The following is a 14,264-nucleotide window of genomic DNA, read 5'->3' as shown; positions in this document are numbered from 1 at the left end:
GAGACGATTATGAGTGAGCAAATTTTGCAAGGTAAGGTAGCTCTGGTAACTGGCGCCAGCCGTGGCATTGGCGCTGCCATCGCCGATGAACTGGCCAGCAAAGGCGCTACGGTTATTGGCACCGCCACCAGCGAAGGCGGTGCCCAGCGCATTGGCGAACGCCTGGCGGACAAAGGCGGGCAGGGGATGGTGCTCAATGTCACCGATCAGGAATCCGTTGATGGTCTGCTGAAAGCCATCAACGAGCAGCACGGCGCGCCCACCATTCTGGTGAACAACGCCGGTATCACCAAAGACAACATTCTGATGCGTATGAAGGATGACGAGTGGTTCGATGTGATCGACACCAATCTCAGCTCCATCTATCGCCTCAGTAAAGCCAGCGTGCGCGGTATGACCAAGGCCCGCTGGGGGCGTATTATCAACATCACCTCGGTGATTGGCTCTATGGGCAATGTGGGCCAGAGCAACTACGCCGCCACCAAAGCCGGTGCAGCCGGTATGGCGCGGGCGCTGGCTAAAGAGCTGGGTTCTCGCAATATCACCGTGAACTCGGTGGCGCCGGGCTTTATCCAGACGGACATGACCGACGAACTGGGCGACGACGCCAAGTCCTCGCTGCTGTCCATGGTGCCCCTGGCGCGCCTGGGGCAGCCCCAGGAAATCGCTCAGGTGGTGTCCTTCCTGGCCAGCGATGCCGCCGCCTACATCACCGGCGAGACCATCCACGTCAATGGTGGTATGTACATGGGCTAATGGGGCGTCAAAATAGCTCCATTATGGCTCCATTAAAAATGGGTTACGCATTGGCAATTTTGAGGTACAATGCGCAGCCATTGTCGCCAGACAACAGTTTTCCAAATACCAAGGCCATGGAAAATGGCCAGGTTAAATTAGTTTAAATGCTTACCAATTAGGGGTGATATTACTCATGAGCAGCATTGAAGAACGCGTAATCAAAATGGTTGCCGAGCAACTGGGTGTTAAAGAAGAAGAAGTGAAGCCTGAGTCTTCCTTTGTGGAAGATCTGGGTGCTGACTCTCTGGACACCGTAGAGCTGATTATGGCTCTGGAAGAAGAGTTCGACACCGAAATCCCCGATGAGGAAGCGGAAAAGATCACCACTGTACAACAGGCCATCAGCTACATCAGCGAGAACCTGGACTGATACAGACCGGAACTGATCAAACGAAAGCCGCCTTTGCTCGCAAAGGCGGCTTTTTTGTTTCTGCGTCCCGTCATTGCGAGGAGCGTAGCGACGCGGCAATCTCATCCCGCTTGGCAGCAGCCTGATGGAGATCGCCACAGTCGCTATGCTCCTCCGCGATGACGGATGAAGCTAAATATGACCAACTGGCACCTATACCTAATCCGCACCGCCAACGGCGCCCTGTACACCGGCATCAGTACCGACGTGGCGCGTCGCTTTCAGGAGCACAGCAGCGGTAAAGGCGCCAGGGCGCTGCGGGGCAAAGGGCCGCTGCAATTGGTGTATCAGCAGCTTGTGGGCAGTCACTCGCAGGCCTTGAAGCTGGAAGCGGCGGTTAAACGCCTGAAAAAAATACAAAAAGAACAATTGGTAGCGGGGGCATTTCCCTGCACCGACCTTCTGCAAGAGGTATGTGATGAAGGATGATATTGAGGCGCAACTGCGGGCAGAGCGCGACCCGGAAGTGCTCAAAGCCAAACTCAACCTGGAAACCGCCCGCGTCCACTGGCACGACCTGCAGCGCTTTTTTGCCTCTGGCTCAGTAGTTGCAGTGGCGGCGGAGCTGGATATGACCGAAGTGGCCCTGCAGATATCTCTCGACAACAGTGCTCAGGTAAAACAGTGGATGGCAGCAGGGCAAGTGGCTGAGGTAAGTGATAAACAGGCGCAGGATTGGTACGCGGGTAACACAGCCCTGTGGACCTGTGTTGTCAAACCCTGGGTGTTGGTTCAGGAAACGGATTCAGGAGAGCAATTTCAGGAGAGCAATGATGGATTTGAATAACCCGGTACTGGAAACCGAAAGACTCTATGTGTGTCGTATGGATGAAGCGGATCAAGAATGGTTTTACCGCTTGAACAGCGATCCGGAAGTCATGCGCTATACCGGTGAAGATTGCATGACCAGCCTGGAGCAATCCCTGCAGGTGCTGCGCGAACGCCCCATGCGGGATTACCAGAAATACGGATATGGTCGCTGGGCTTGTGTGATGAAAGGCTCCAACGATGTGATTGGCTGGTGTGGCCTGAAATACCTGGATGACCTGGAAGAGGTTGATGTGGGTTATCGCTTTTTCAAGGAATTCTGGGGGCAGGGTTTGGGCACCGAAGCCTCCCGCGCCTGTGTGCAATACGGTCTGAATGAACTGGGCCTGGAGAAAATTATCGGCCTGGCGTTGGAAGAAAATATTGCCTCAACCCGCGTGTTGGAAAAAAGCGGTTTGAGCTATGACGGGCGTATGGATTATGAGGGGTTTGATGTGGTCAGGTATGTGATTCAAAGCCAATAAGTAATTATGCTATTGGTACTGGCCCAAGAGAAAAGCAAAGAGTTTGAAAAGTAGTTTGAGGTCAGCCTTGTTAAAGGATTGGGGGCAATATGACAGTATTTTGGGTGGTGGGAGTTTTTTTAGGCGTTACAGTTTTTGTTGAAACAATTTATCTATGGGAATGTAAAGATTACTGGAAATTTAGAGATTTACTTGAAAAATTGCCAGTTGGTTTTATAGCTACACTTGCAGCAATTTATGCGTTTATATTGATTGTTCCCGATGCCAAACTAGAAAACATCGAGCCTTATCCACACTTAAAGTTATTCGGATATGCCGCAATGATGAGCTTAGTCAGATCCTTAGATAGTGTAAGAAGACAGGCTCAAAAAGGTTTGGGTTATCCTGAAGATCAATAGTAAAAGGAGATGAATTTATTTTCTCCTAGCACTCAAAAAACTCCCGAATTTCCTTCTCCTGTTCCATCGCATCTCGATAACCCATATTCAGCAGTCGGGTACAAAATTCTTTTTCAAACAATAAAAAACTCGCAGTACTGGCACCGCCGCCCTGGGCGGTGGCGCCGATGGCGCGCATAAATAGTTTCAGACTGGTGGGCAGGTTGTCGAGGTATTCGGTGGCCATCACGTCAATGGGCTGTGATGGGCTCACGGACAGCGCTTCAATGGGTTGCATATCGCTGATGCCCAGCTCCCGGCGTTCCTCAATATCGAATTCCTTAACCAGCCGGTTAATGCTGTGCAGGGTTTCCAGATCCGCTTCCATGGCGTCGATAAAGGCGCTGTTAAACATATGACTGACTATCTGAGCGATAGAGGGTGGATGATCCGGCTTGGTCATATCCGGTTTGTGGCGGGGATTATCACTGACACCTACCACAAATAGTTTGCGTGCCCCCAGCTGTAGCGCAGAGCTGAGGGGTTTTAGTTGGCGGATGGCGCCGTCGCCGTAGTAGTGATCGCCAATCTGTTTGGCCGGAAATAAAGCGGGGATGGCGGATGAGGCCATTAGGTGTTCTACCGTCAGACCGGTACGCACGCCTATTCGCCGCGAACGTTCCCAGGGCTTGTGGCGATCGGAACCCTGGAAAAAAGCCACCGACTGGCCGGTGGTGTAGCTCATGCAGGTAATACAAAGGGCGTGCAATTCGCCGCTGGCAATGGCTTCGTCGATATGGCGAAAGCGCACGGTTTTTTCCAGCAGCTCTTTCAGCGGTGAGTTGTCAAACAGCGCCACCGGGCACCCGAACGGGTAGCCGCTGTGGAAAAACGACACCATCACCTTAATGGTGTTTTTCAGTACACCCAGGGCGTCGGCGCGGTAGACCTTGTCCGGGGATATGCTGCGCCAGATGTATTCCAGCTTGCGCATACGCAGGCGAAAGTGACCGGGGCGGCCAGCCAGAGCGAGCGCATTAATGCCGCCGGTGGAGGTGCCGCAAATAACGGGGAAGGGGTTGTAGGTGTCGCGGGGCAATAATTCCGCCAGCGCCTTCAGCACGCCAACCTGGTAAGCGCCGCGGGCACCGCCGCCGGAAAGAATCAGGGCTGTAGGCATATTGGCACTCCTTATAAAGTAATTATGCCGGTTGTTTTTATGGCCCTCGGCTTCTATTGTGATCTACAAAGGGGGTGAGGTAAAACCCCAATAGCAATATAGGAATTCGACTTTGCCGCGACTGTTAAGTGCCCCGCATTTAACGACGGCAAGTGAAAAAGAAACAAGGATGTTCCATGAGCCACCCGGTAACCCACTGCTTGCTGCTGTTTTCCATCGGTGTTTTTGGTGTCAGTTTTTTACCGCAACTGCCACCGCTTTGGATCGCTATCCCTGCTGCGATTATTTCCATTTCAGCAATTACCCGTTACCGCGATTATCGCTTTCTTGGCCTTTTTCTAGGAGTTGTCTGGGGAGTCTACAGCGGCCACCAGTTGCTCCATCAACAACTGCCTGAAGAGTTTGAATTACAGGAGTTTCAGGTGCGAGGTGTGGTGCTGGGTTTGCCCCAAAGCGATCATCGGCGCACCCGTTTTCGCTTGCAGGTGGATAGCTGCATTGCGGTAGTGGATGGCAGGCAGTTACCCCTGAATAAACTGCAACTGAGCTGGTACGGCGAACGCCCGACCATACAAACCGGGCAGTATTGGCAGCTGCGGGTAAAACTGCGCCGCCCCCGCGGTTTTTCCAATCCCGGTGGTTTTGATTATCGCCACTGGTTGTTGCAACAGGGTATTTCTGCCACTGGTTATGTGCGCCAGACATCTGCTGAAAGTACAGGTGCCAATAAACTGCTGGGATATCGGCATCTCTGGCTGCATGAGTTGCGTGAAAACCTCCATCGCCTGATTGGCGATATGCAGTTACCCGAATTGCAGCGGGGGCTGTTGCAGGCTTTGGCCGTGGGGGATGGTTCAGCGCTGGGCAGCGATCAATGGGCGTTGTTCAATCGTACCGGCACGACTCACCTGATGGTCATTTCCGGCCTGCATATCGGTCTGTTCAGTTTTCTTTGCTACGGCCTGGGTAACTTGCTGGCACGTCCGTTTAACCTGCTTTTTCCAGTTGTTCCAGCGCAGCTGTGGGCATCGGTTTGCGCACTGTTAGGGGCGGGGTTTTATGCGGCATTATCCGGCTTTGGTCTACCTGCCACTCGTGCCTTTGCCATGGTAGTGGCGGTGCTGTTGGTGCGCTGGTTGCGCAATAACGCTTCCCCATTCAGCCATTTACAGTCGGCCCTCGCGGCGGTAGCACTGGTAGACCCATTGGCGGCACACAGCACCGGTTTCTGGTTGTCATTTGTCGCGGTGTTTGGCTTGCTCTGGGTTTTTGCCCCATTGGTGGGGCGGCCCGCAGGGCTTCAGGGTTGGTTGCACCGCTGGTGGCGCCCTCAATGGACGGTGTTTGTGGCGCTGGCTGCCTTGTTGCTGGCCGCCTATGGCCAACTACCACTGTTGTCGGTGTTGATTAACGGAGTCGCCATTCCCTGGCTAAATATTGCTGTGGTGCCCATTTGCCTGCTGGGTGTGGTTGCCTCCTTTGTGTCTGTAGATTTGGCTCACTGGTGCTGGCAGTTGGCGGGCTGGCAACTGCAATGGTTCTACCAGGGATTGCAGTGGCTTGATGGCTCTGCCGAACTGATGCTGACGCTACCAATAGGGATATCTATTTGGCTGATATTGCCGCTAATGGTGGCGGCACTGCTGTTGTTATTGCCCCGCGGGGTGCCAGCACGATGGCTGGGGTTAGTGCCCTTTATATTGGTGTTTTTTGCCGCACCAACGCGGCCACCACTGAGTGTTACTGTGTTGGACGTGGGGCAGGGCTTGTCGGTGGTGGTGACCACGCAAAGGCACACCCTGGTTTACGACACCGGTGCAGCGTTTAGTGAGCGTTTTAATGTTGGTAGTGCTGTGGTGGCGCCTTTTCTGCGTGCCAAAGGCATCCATCGTGTTGATCGTTTAGTGGTGAGCCACGGGGATAACGATCACGCTGGTGGTGTTAACGGGCTGAAAGAGTCGCTGGACGTTGGTGATATTTGGCTTGGTGAATCGCTGCCCGATGAAACTGGCAACAAGCTATGTCAGGCCGGAGACCAGTGGCATTGGGAGGGTGTGGAGTTCCAGATTTTAAGCCCGAAACGGCAGCCAGAAGTAAAACTTTCCAGTAACAACAGTTCCTGTGTATTACTGATAACCCTGGGTGACCGCCGTGTATTGCTGCCCGGTGATATCGAGGCAAGTCAGGAGCGCAGTCTGCTGGCACAGTTGCCACCAGTGGATATTGTGGTGGCCCCTCATCATGGCAGCCGCACATCGTCCAGCTCTGCTTTTGTAGAACAACTACAACCCCGGCATGTGATTTACTCTGCCGGCTATAAACACCACTTTGGCCACCCGCATCCCAAGGTGGTGGAGCGTTACGGCGCGGTGGGTGCCAGACAGTGGTATACCGCTACGGATGGAGCGGTAACTTTGACCCTTGAAAATGGGAGTTGGCAGGTGTCTACAGAACGCACCGGTAGCGGCTTTTTCTGGCAGTGATGTGGTTGCCAAAAATGCAGGGCGATTATGGTAAAGTGTCGCCTTTCGTAAAAGGACGCACTGGGGGAAATTCGTGTACGAACTGATCGTTGCTGGCGGCTGGTTGATGGCGCCGATACTGCTGTGTTCGGTGGCGGTGGTCACCATTGCGGTGGAGCGCTACTGGAACTTGCGTAGGGAGCGGGTGGTACCCAGTAATTTGCTGGCGGAAGTGTGGCACTGGTTGCGTCACCATGAGATTACCCGCCAGAAGTTGCAGGAGCTGCGGGACTCATCGCCGCTGGGGAAAATTCTTGCCGCCGGCCTGAGCAATTCCGAGCACGGCCGCGATGTGATGAAAGATTGCATTGAGGAGGCGGCCAACCAGGTGGTACACGACCTGGAACGCTTTCTGGCCCCTCTGGGCACCATTGCCGCAGTGGCGCCACTGCTGGGGTTGTTGGGTACGGTGATCGGCATGATCAAGGTGTTTACCGCCATTATGCTGGAAGGCACTGGCAATGCCGCGGTACTGGCAGGTGGCATTTCCGAAGCCCTGATTACCACCGCAGCCGGCTTGGCGGTGGCGATTCCAGCGCTGATGTTGCACCGTTATTTTGAACGTCAGCTGGATGGCCTGGTAGTGGATATGGAAGACCAGGCAATCAAGCTGGTGGGGGCACTGCACGGCGACCGCCTGTTTACCCCGGATCAATCCTCCGCTGATCAATCCCAGACTCAGAAGGTAAACCCGACGCCACAAAAATCGCCACAACAAACATCACAACAACAGCGCCCGCGCCGCAATAATAGCAATGGCGGTTCTCGCTCTGAGAATCGCTCCAGCACACGCAGTGCGGCGAAAAAATCGTGAAATTCAAGCGTCAACGCAGCCGCGAACAGGGCGTTAATTTAACGCCGCTGATCGACGTGGTATTTTTGCTGCTGATCTTTTTTATGGTCTCCACCACTTTTACCAAGGAGACCAGATTAAAGGTAGACTTGCCGGAAGCAGAAGGGGTGGCCAGTTCTGAGCCCCCGCGCCTGATAGAGATTCTGGTGGATGGGGAAGGCAACTACAGCGTCAATGGCAAGAGTTTGGTGAACCGCCAGCCGGATACCATTATTGCCGCCCTGCAAGAGGCCTCCGGTGGCGACAATACCATTCCCCTGGTGGTGACCTGTGATGCCAACGCCAGCTTTCAGGCTGGTGTCACTGCCATGGATGCCGCCGGCCGTGCCGGTTTTGCCAATTTGAGCATCACAACACGCCGCCCGGACAGCGCGGCTGTGGAATAAAAAAGACGGATTATTGATGGCCGATACCGATATCGACAACACAACCACCAGCGCTTCCGATCGCCAGCTTTACGCTCGCCTGTTGGGCTATGTAAAACCTTACTGGCCGATCTTTGTGCTCAGCAGCCTGGCGTTGATGCTGTTCTCGGCCATGAATGCGGCCTTTCTGGATTTGCTCAAAATTCTGCTGGATTACCTCTCCCAGTTGGGGGGTGAGGTGGAGCTCACTGGCGAAGCGGCCATGCTGGCCACCGACAAGCCCGGTGTGATCGAACAGGCTATTGTCCGCTTCTGGGGGGAAGACAGCTACGCCAGCCTGATGGCCAACGCCCAGTTCACCATTCCCGCCATGTTTGTGGTGGCGGCGTTGATTCGCGGTCTGGGTTTTTTGGCGGGCACCTATGGCATGGCTTATGTGGCGTCCATGCTGGTGCACAATTTGCGCACCGAGTTGTTCAACAAAATGACTCGCCTGCCAGCGTCCTATTTTGACACCCAGATGTCTGGCCACATGATCACCAAGCTCACCTACCAGGTCACCCAGGTGAGCGACTCGCTGACAAACGCCATAAAAACCATTGTGACCGAAAGCTCCCTGGTGCTTTTCTATCTGGTGCTGATGATCACCTACAGCTGGCAACTGACGCTATTGTTCCTTGCGGTGGTGCCGGTGATTGCGCTGGTGGTGTCGGTGGTGAGCAAGAGCTTCCGCCTGATCAGCCATCGCATACAGGGTGCCATGGGGGATGTGACCCAGGTATCTCAGGAATTGGTAAACAGCTACCGGGTAATGCGCCTGTTCGGCGGCGAGCGCTACGAGCGTGGCCGGATGTTTGAAGCCAGCCAGATGAACCGCCGTCAGGTGGTGAAAATGGGCTTGGTGCAGGGTCTTAGCTCCCCGGTTATTCAGCTGTTGATTAGCATCGCTTTGGGCGCGTTGATTTACTGGGCGCTGGAGCCCGGTTTTATCGCCGACCTGAATGTAAAAGTGCTGGTGGTGTTCCTGTTTGCCGCTGGCTCCATTACTCGCCCGGTGCGCAAACTCACCGGTGTGATGGAGCCGGTACAGCGCGGTCTGGCGGCTGGGCAGTCGATTTTTGAAACCATTGATGCTGAAGAAGAACGAGATACCGGCAGTCGCCAGCTGGACAACATTTCCGGCCAGTTCAGTTTTGATGGCGTCAGCTTCGCCTATAACGAGCGGGATGGGCGGGTACTCAGCGACATCAGCTTTGATGTGGCCGCTGGTGAAACCATCGCTCTGGTGGGCAGCTCCGGCAGTGGTAAGAGCACCCTGGTCAACCTGATTCCGCGTTTTTACAACTACACTGGTGGCTGCCTGAAACTGGATGGCATCGACATCAACGACATTTGCCTCACTAACCTGCGCAGCCATATCTCCTTCGTCAATCAGCAGGTCACGTTGTTTAACGACACGGTGTACAACAATATCGCTTACGGTCAGCTGGCGGAGATGCCTCGTGAGAAAGTCATCGCTGCTGCCGAGGCCGCCAACGCTCTGGAATTTATTGAAAGGCTCCCCGATGGTTGGGATACCGTGGTCGGTGATGGCGGTGGCTTGCTGTCTGGTGGTCAACGCCAGCGCCTGGTAATTGCCAGGGCGCTGCTGAAAGACTCGCCTATCCTTATCCTGGACGAGGCCACCTCCGCTCTGGATACTCAATCGGAACGCCGTATCCAACAGGCTCTTGAAGAGCTGATGAAAAACCGCACCACCTTTGTGATTGCTCATCGCCTGACTACCATCGAAAGTGCTGACCGTATTCTGGTGATGGAGGTGGGCCGTATTGTGGAGCAGGGCACCCACGAGCAACTGTTGGCCGCCAAGGGGCGCTACGCCCAGCTCCACCAGAGCGGTTTTGACGAGCCTAATGGCGACTAAGCTAGAACAGAGTTGGTATAAGGATGACTGGCTCAGCAAGCTGCTGACACCACTGGCGGCATTGTTTGGCGCAGTTGCCCGTCAGCGTCGCCGCTCACATCAACACCAGGCCAGGCAACGGCCATTGCCAGTTCCTGTCATTGTGGTGGGCAATATCAGCGTTGGTGGTACCGGCAAAACCCCCCTGTTAATTTCCCTGGTGACTGCCTTGCGAGAGGCGGGTTATCGGCCCGGCGTAATCAGCCGTGGCTACGGTGGCCGTGCACCGAGCTACCCTTACCTGGTATCTGAGCAAACCGATCCAGCCCAAGGTGGTGATGAACCGGTACTGATTGCCAGCCAATGCCAGTGCCAGGTAGTGGTGGACCCGGATCGCCACCGTGCCGCGGAATACCTGCTCACCCACAGCGATTGCAACCTGATTGTCAGCGACGACGGCCTGCAGCACTACCACCTGCCCAGAGATATAGAAATCGCGGTAATAGACGGCGCCCGGGGTTTTGGCAATGGACGCCTGCTGCCCGCCGGGCCTCTGCGTGAACCGGCTGAACGGCTGGCAGAGGTGGACTTTGTGGTATCCAATGGCGAATTGCAGCCAGCGGTTGCCCGGCAATTGGGCGTTGTTGATGCCGTTACCATGAAAGTGGCGCCGGTGGGGCAATTGCGTCACCTGGGCGACAAGCCGCCAATCGCGGCAAGGGATTGGCCCTTTACCCGTCGCGAAGTGAATGCGGTGGCCGGTATTGGAAACCCCCAGCGGTTTGTGAATACCTTGAAAGGCCTAGGCTTTGTGCCCCACCTGCACGCCTTTGCGGATCACCACAAATACCGGGCGGAAGATTTGCAGTTATCCCCGCAAAGGCCGATTATCATGACAGCCAAGGACGCGGTGAAGTGCCGCTCACTGGTTTCCGGCGATGCCGATGTATGGGTGCTGGATGTGACTGCTGAAATGCCAGGCCTGTGGCTGGAACAAGTCGTAGCCCGGGTGAAGCAAAGCGAAACCCGGGATCAAACTGTTCACAAATAGGCAGTTCTCGGGTTCCGCTTCACTCTACCCGGGCTACATTAACTGTTATTATTTACTTTAAAAATACTTTATAAGTGTCTGATAAATGAGTTTTTTAGTTGTAATTCCAGCCCGCTATTCTTCCACACGCTTGCCGGGCAAGCCGCTGCGCGATATTGCTGGCCACACCATGATCGAGCGTGTTTACCGCCAGGCCCAGGCCAGTGATGCCGAGCGCGTGATCGTAGCCACAGACGACCAGCGCATTGCCGATGTGGTCACCGGGTTTGGCGGTGAAGTGTGCATGACTTCAGCGGATCATCCCTCCGGCACCGATCGCCTACAGGAAGTGGCGGGCAAATTGCAGTTGGCGCCAGAGCAGATCGTGGTGAATGTGCAGGGGGATGAGCCCCTGATCCCGCCGTCGGTGATCAACCAAGTGGCGGCTAATCTGGCAGGTAATAGCGAGGCGGGGGTATCCACCCTGTGTGAACCCATCGAAACTACGGCGGATTTTGCCAACCCTAACATCGTCAAAGTGGTTGGCAATCATACGGGCATGGCGCTCTACTTCAGCCGCGCCCCCATTCCCTGGCCCCGCGACCACGCTATAGAGCAGGGCGGCCTGAGGGATGCGTTGCCAGAGCAACTCAAGCCAATGCGCCATATCGGCATTTACGGTTATCGGGTAGAACAGCTCAACCGCTTTGTTACCTGGCCTGCGGCGCCTTTAGAAACTATCGAATGCCTGGAGCAGCTGCGTTTTATGTGGCAGGGCGTCGGTATTCATGTAGCGGAGGCCTGTGCTGCCGTGCCCGGTGGGGTAGATACCCCTGAAGACCTGCAACGGGTGATTGATGAGTTGGAGCGTCAGCAATGAGCGCCCCAAAAGTGAAGGTTCTCTTTGTCTGCCTTGGCAATATCTGCCGTTCACCAACTGCTCACGCGGTGTTCCAGAAAATGGTTGATGACGCGGACCTCAGTGATCAGATTCTGGTGGATTCTGCCGGCACGGGCGATTGGCATATTGGCCACCCGCCTGATGCCCGCGCCCAACGCAAAGCGCTGACCAGAGGCTACGACCTCAGCCCATTGCGCGCGCGCCTGGTCACCGGCGAGGATTTTGCCGAATTCCATTACATCATCGGCATGGACGACAGCAATATGACCAACATGCTGCCCTTTAAGCCGGCCAATTACGATGGTGAATTCAAGTTGTTCCTCAGCTATGGGGAAAGCAGCGACTACCGTGAAGTGCCCGACCCTTACTACAGTGGCGACGACGGTTTTGAGTTGGTGCTTGATTTGGTAGAGCAAGCCGCGGCGGGCTTGTTGGCAGATATTTGCAAACGCTATTCGCTGCCCGATTCTTCAGTGTCATCCTGAGCCACACTGAACTTAAATACTGTCATCCTGAGCGGCGCAGCCACGTGAGGATCTCACAATTATCAATATGCACATTCAATCCAATATAAACCTGAAGCCATACAACACCCTGGCGCTGCCAGCGTTGGCAGAGCAATTTGTGTCTGTGCATTCCACCGAGCAACTCTGTCAGGCCTTGGTCGTTGCAAAACAACAGGGTTGGCTGGTCACCATTCTGGGGGGCGGCAGCAACCTGGTGTTGGCGGCGGATATTTCCGGCCTGGTTATTCAGATAGCCATCCCCGGAGTGGAAACCGTTGGGGAAACAGAGAGCAGCGTACAGGTAAAAGTCGGGGCAGGAGAAGACTGGCACCAATTTGTGCAGCTCAGCCTGCAAAATGGCTGGTATGGGCTGGAAAACCTCTCCCTGATTCCCGGCATGGTGGGCGCAGCGCCGGTGCAAAATATCGGCGCCTACGGGGTGGAGTTGGCAGAGCACCTAGTGTCGGTAGACATTGTCGATTTGCAAAGCGGCGAACAGAAAAGCCTGAACCGTCAACAATGTCAGTTTGGTTACCGCGACAGCATCTTTAAAAACGCCCTTAAAAACCGTGCCGCCATTGTGTCTGTCACACTGGAACTGCTGAAAACCTCCAACCTGAAACTGAGCTACCCGGCTCTGCAGCAAGCCGTTGAAGACATTCCAGAAGATCAATTAACACCACAAAAAGTCAGCGAACTGGTGTGTCAGATTCGCCGCAGCAAACTGCCCGACCCAGCCAGCGAACCCAATGCCGGCAGCTTTTTTAAAAACCCAGTCGTAAGCACAGAAAAAGCCCAACAACTGCAACAGCAATATCCCGAACTGGTGGCTTACCCGTTGCCTGATGGCAACAGCAAACTGGCCGCCGGCTGGCTGATTGAAAAAGCCGGTTGGAAAGGGCGCCGCATTGGCGATATTGCCATCCACCACCGCCAGGCGCTGGTGATGGTGAACTGCGGAACGGCAACCGGCGAAGAACTGTTGGCCGTAGCAGGGCAGGTAGTAGAGTCCGTAAAGGAAACCTTTGGTGTTGAACTGGAAATGGAGCCGCGGGTTTTACCTGAAGCCCTCCGTCATCGCGAGTATCTGTAGGGTGGATTAGCGAAACGTAATCCACCAAAACCAATAGTGCAGTAGCTTTCCATATGACCAGTGACCTCTTTTCTTCCTCGGCGCAAACCATTGCACTGCCCGGCACCAACGAACAATGCACACTACACTACTTTCCCTACTTCCTGACTGCCACTGAATCCGACCAACTATTCGCACAACTGCTGGAAAACACTCCTTGGCAGCAAAGCCGTATCCGCATTGCCGGCCGCACGCTGCCCATCCCCCGACTCAACGCCTGGTACGGCGACTCCGGTGCCAATTACGGTTACTCCGGTACTCGTTTACCTCTAAATAACTGGACTCCGGAACTGATGCAGTTACGCCAGCGTGTAGAGGCGGCTGCCAATCACCACTTCAATAGCGCCTTGCTTAACCTGTATCGCGACGGCAACGACAGCGTTGCCTGGCACAGTGATGATGAACCTGAACTGGGTTTAGAGCCGGTAATTGCCTCGGTAAGTCTGGGGGCCGAAAGGCGCTTTCAGTTAAAACAAAAGCAGGGCAAAGAACGCTTTGAACTGCAACTATCGTCGGGAGCGTTGCTGGTAATGGCGGGCGCTACCCAGATACTGTGGCAGCACCAGGTGCCCAAAGAAAGAGGTGCAGTGAGGCAGAGAGTGAATATTACCTTTCGAGAGGTTTTGCAGGGCTAGCGGGGTTATTGCCAGTTTTGGGGAGGGTTGGCAGTATTTTGAGGTATATTTTTCGGGAAATTTTCAAGCGTATAAGCGACTAAATTATGGCCCGATAATAAATGCTCGAAATTCTGGATTGGATATTTTAAATTGAAAATCAACGGGTTATGTTTTTACCAGATGGCCCGATAATATATTAAGCTGGAATCCCGATAATAATTGTTATCGGGCCGAAGGCCCGTTAAACGAGCTGTTAGGCATGGAAAACGAAGTCGGTTCAATACATTATAAAATTAGTGAAGTAATTGATGGCGATTTTTGGGGGAGCATTAAAGTAGAAATTGAAGGCAAACTTTTATTGAAATTGCGCAATTACCCA

Annotated in this window: 15 protein-coding genes and 1 pseudogene; 15 read left to right on the top strand and 1 reads right to left on the bottom strand. The window is 54.4% G+C overall.

From position 1 onward, the window contains the following. The first annotated feature begins 9 nt into the window (after window positions 1-9). The 6 genes from fabG (at window position 10) to QSV34_RS12325 (ending at window position 2,897) form a co-directional block, all read left to right on the top strand. A complete protein-coding gene (gene fabG, locus QSV34_RS12350) occupies window positions 10-756 on the top strand; it encodes a 3-oxoacyl-ACP reductase FabG (protein WP_289155139.1) in 747 nt (248 codons plus the stop codon). A 175-nt stretch (window positions 757-931) separates the two neighbouring features. Further along, the gene (acpP, locus tag QSV34_RS12345) at window positions 932-1,168 is read left to right on the top strand and encodes an acyl carrier protein (RefSeq protein ID WP_289155138.1); all 237 of its coding nucleotides are present in this window, start codon (window positions 932-934) and stop codon (window positions 1,166-1,168) included. A gap of 177 nt (window positions 1,169-1,345) precedes the next feature. Next, a complete protein-coding gene (locus QSV34_RS12340) occupies window positions 1,346-1,636 on the top strand; it encodes a GIY-YIG nuclease family protein (RefSeq protein WP_289155137.1) in 291 nt (96 codons plus the stop codon). Then, the gene (locus tag QSV34_RS12335; protein WP_289155135.1) at window positions 1,626-1,994 is read left to right on the top strand and encodes a DUF2288 domain-containing protein; all 369 of its coding nucleotides are present in this window, start codon (window positions 1,626-1,628) and stop codon (window positions 1,992-1,994) included. The genes QSV34_RS12340 and QSV34_RS12335 overlap by 11 nt, the downstream gene beginning before the upstream one ends. Then, window positions 1,981-2,499 (top strand): GNAT family N-acetyltransferase, encoded by a 519-nt coding sequence (locus tag QSV34_RS12330; RefSeq protein ID WP_289155133.1) that lies wholly within the window; start codon window positions 1,981-1,983, stop codon window positions 2,497-2,499. The genes QSV34_RS12335 and QSV34_RS12330 overlap by 14 nt, the downstream gene beginning before the upstream one ends. 89 nt (window positions 2,500-2,588) lie before the next feature. Beyond that, complete coding sequence (locus QSV34_RS12325; protein ID WP_289155132.1) at window positions 2,589-2,897, top strand: hypothetical protein; 309 nt, start codon at window positions 2,589-2,591, stop codon at window positions 2,895-2,897. A 25-nt stretch (window positions 2,898-2,922) separates the two neighbouring features. Here QSV34_RS12325 and QSV34_RS12320 read toward each other — a convergent pair whose 3' ends face one another. Then, window positions 2,923-4,056: a patatin-like phospholipase family protein gene (locus QSV34_RS12320; protein WP_289155130.1), complete on the bottom strand. Its 1,134-nt coding sequence runs from the start codon at window positions 4,054-4,056 to the stop codon at window positions 2,923-2,925. Between the two features lie 176 nt (window positions 4,057-4,232). Here QSV34_RS12320 and QSV34_RS12315 point away from each other — a divergent pair, with 176 nt between their 5' ends. From QSV34_RS12315 to QSV34_RS12275, 9 genes and pseudogenes are all read left to right on the top strand, one after another. Further along, window positions 4,233-6,539: a DNA internalization-related competence protein ComEC/Rec2 gene (locus QSV34_RS12315; RefSeq protein ID WP_289155128.1), complete on the top strand. Its 2,307-nt coding sequence runs from the start codon at window positions 4,233-4,235 to the stop codon at window positions 6,537-6,539. A gap of 73 nt (window positions 6,540-6,612) precedes the next feature. Continuing rightward, window positions 6,613-7,215 (top strand): annotated as a pseudogene (locus QSV34_RS12310) (MotA/TolQ/ExbB proton channel family protein); the annotation flags it as partial. Between the two features lie 173 nt (window positions 7,216-7,388). Continuing rightward, window positions 7,389-7,817, top strand: a complete 429-nt coding sequence (locus QSV34_RS12305; RefSeq protein ID WP_289155126.1) for an ExbD/TolR family protein — start codon at window positions 7,389-7,391, stop codon at window positions 7,815-7,817. Between the two features lie 16 nt (window positions 7,818-7,833). Beyond that, a complete protein-coding gene (gene msbA, locus QSV34_RS12300) occupies window positions 7,834-9,720 on the top strand; it encodes a lipid A export permease/ATP-binding protein MsbA (protein WP_289155124.1) in 1,887 nt (628 codons plus the stop codon). Continuing rightward, window positions 9,710-10,750 (top strand): tetraacyldisaccharide 4'-kinase, encoded by a 1,041-nt coding sequence (gene lpxK, locus QSV34_RS12295; protein ID WP_289155122.1) that lies wholly within the window; start codon window positions 9,710-9,712, stop codon window positions 10,748-10,750. Before msbA ends, lpxK begins: the two co-directional genes overlap by 11 nt. A gap of 85 nt (window positions 10,751-10,835) precedes the next feature. After that, window positions 10,836-11,609, top strand: a complete 774-nt coding sequence (kdsB, locus tag QSV34_RS12290; protein ID WP_289155121.1) for a 3-deoxy-manno-octulosonate cytidylyltransferase — start codon at window positions 10,836-10,838, stop codon at window positions 11,607-11,609. Beyond that, entirely contained in the window at window positions 11,606-12,115 is a 510-nt protein-coding gene (locus QSV34_RS12285) for a low molecular weight protein-tyrosine-phosphatase (protein WP_289155119.1), read from the top strand. The genes kdsB and QSV34_RS12285 overlap by 4 nt, the downstream gene beginning before the upstream one ends. Before the next feature lie 67 nt (window positions 12,116-12,182). Then, complete coding sequence (murB, locus tag QSV34_RS12280) at window positions 12,183-13,229, top strand: UDP-N-acetylmuramate dehydrogenase (protein WP_289155118.1); 1,047 nt, start codon at window positions 12,183-12,185, stop codon at window positions 13,227-13,229. Window positions 13,230-13,282: 53 nt separating this feature from the next. Then, a complete protein-coding gene (locus tag QSV34_RS12275; RefSeq protein ID WP_289155117.1) occupies window positions 13,283-13,903 on the top strand; it encodes an alpha-ketoglutarate-dependent dioxygenase AlkB family protein in 621 nt (206 codons plus the stop codon). Window positions 13,904-14,264 lie beyond the last annotated feature (361 nt).

The organism is Porticoccus sp. W117 (assembly GCF_030341905.1).
In the GTDB taxonomy this organism is placed as follows: Bacteria; Pseudomonadota; Gammaproteobacteria; order Pseudomonadales; family Porticoccaceae; genus SCSIO-12696.
The sequence above is the reverse complement of the archived record's forward strand: the minus strand, read 5'-3'. Positions and strand labels throughout refer to the sequence as shown.

Excerpts from the sequence above, each read along its gene's own strand:
- lpxK (WP_289155122.1), top strand. The coding sequence starts at position 9,710 with ATGGCGACTAAGCTAGAACAGAGTTGGTATAAGGATGACTGGCTCAGC.
- kdsB (WP_289155121.1), top strand. The coding sequence starts at position 10,836 with ATGAGTTTTTTAGTTGTAATTCCAGCCCGCTATTCTTCCACACGCTTG.
- murB (WP_289155118.1), top strand. The coding sequence starts at position 12,183 with ATGCACATTCAATCCAATATAAACCTGAAGCCATACAACACCCTGGCG.
- acpP (WP_289155138.1), top strand. The coding sequence starts at position 932 with ATGAGCAGCATTGAAGAACGCGTAATCAAAATGGTTGCCGAGCAACTG.
- QSV34_RS12330 (WP_289155133.1), top strand. The coding sequence starts at position 1,981 with ATGGATTTGAATAACCCGGTACTGGAAACCGAAAGACTCTATGTGTGT.
- fabG (WP_289155139.1), top strand. The coding sequence starts at position 10 with ATGAGTGAGCAAATTTTGCAAGGTAAGGTAGCTCTGGTAACTGGCGCC.
- QSV34_RS12315 (WP_289155128.1), top strand. The coding sequence starts at position 4,233 with ATGAGCCACCCGGTAACCCACTGCTTGCTGCTGTTTTCCATCGGTGTT.
- QSV34_RS12275 (WP_289155117.1), top strand. The coding sequence starts at position 13,283 with ATGACCAGTGACCTCTTTTCTTCCTCGGCGCAAACCATTGCACTGCCC.
- QSV34_RS12340 (WP_289155137.1), top strand. The coding sequence starts at position 1,346 with ATGACCAACTGGCACCTATACCTAATCCGCACCGCCAACGGCGCCCTG.
- msbA (WP_289155124.1), top strand. The coding sequence starts at position 7,834 with ATGGCCGATACCGATATCGACAACACAACCACCAGCGCTTCCGATCGC.
- QSV34_RS12335 (WP_289155135.1), top strand. The coding sequence starts at position 1,626 with ATGAAGGATGATATTGAGGCGCAACTGCGGGCAGAGCGCGACCCGGAA.
- QSV34_RS12325 (WP_289155132.1), top strand. The coding sequence starts at position 2,589 with ATGACAGTATTTTGGGTGGTGGGAGTTTTTTTAGGCGTTACAGTTTTT.
- QSV34_RS12285 (WP_289155119.1), top strand. The coding sequence starts at position 11,606 with ATGAGCGCCCCAAAAGTGAAGGTTCTCTTTGTCTGCCTTGGCAATATC.
- QSV34_RS12320 (WP_289155130.1), bottom strand. The coding sequence starts at position 4,056 with ATGCCTACAGCCCTGATTCTTTCCGGCGGCGGTGCCCGCGGCGCTTAC.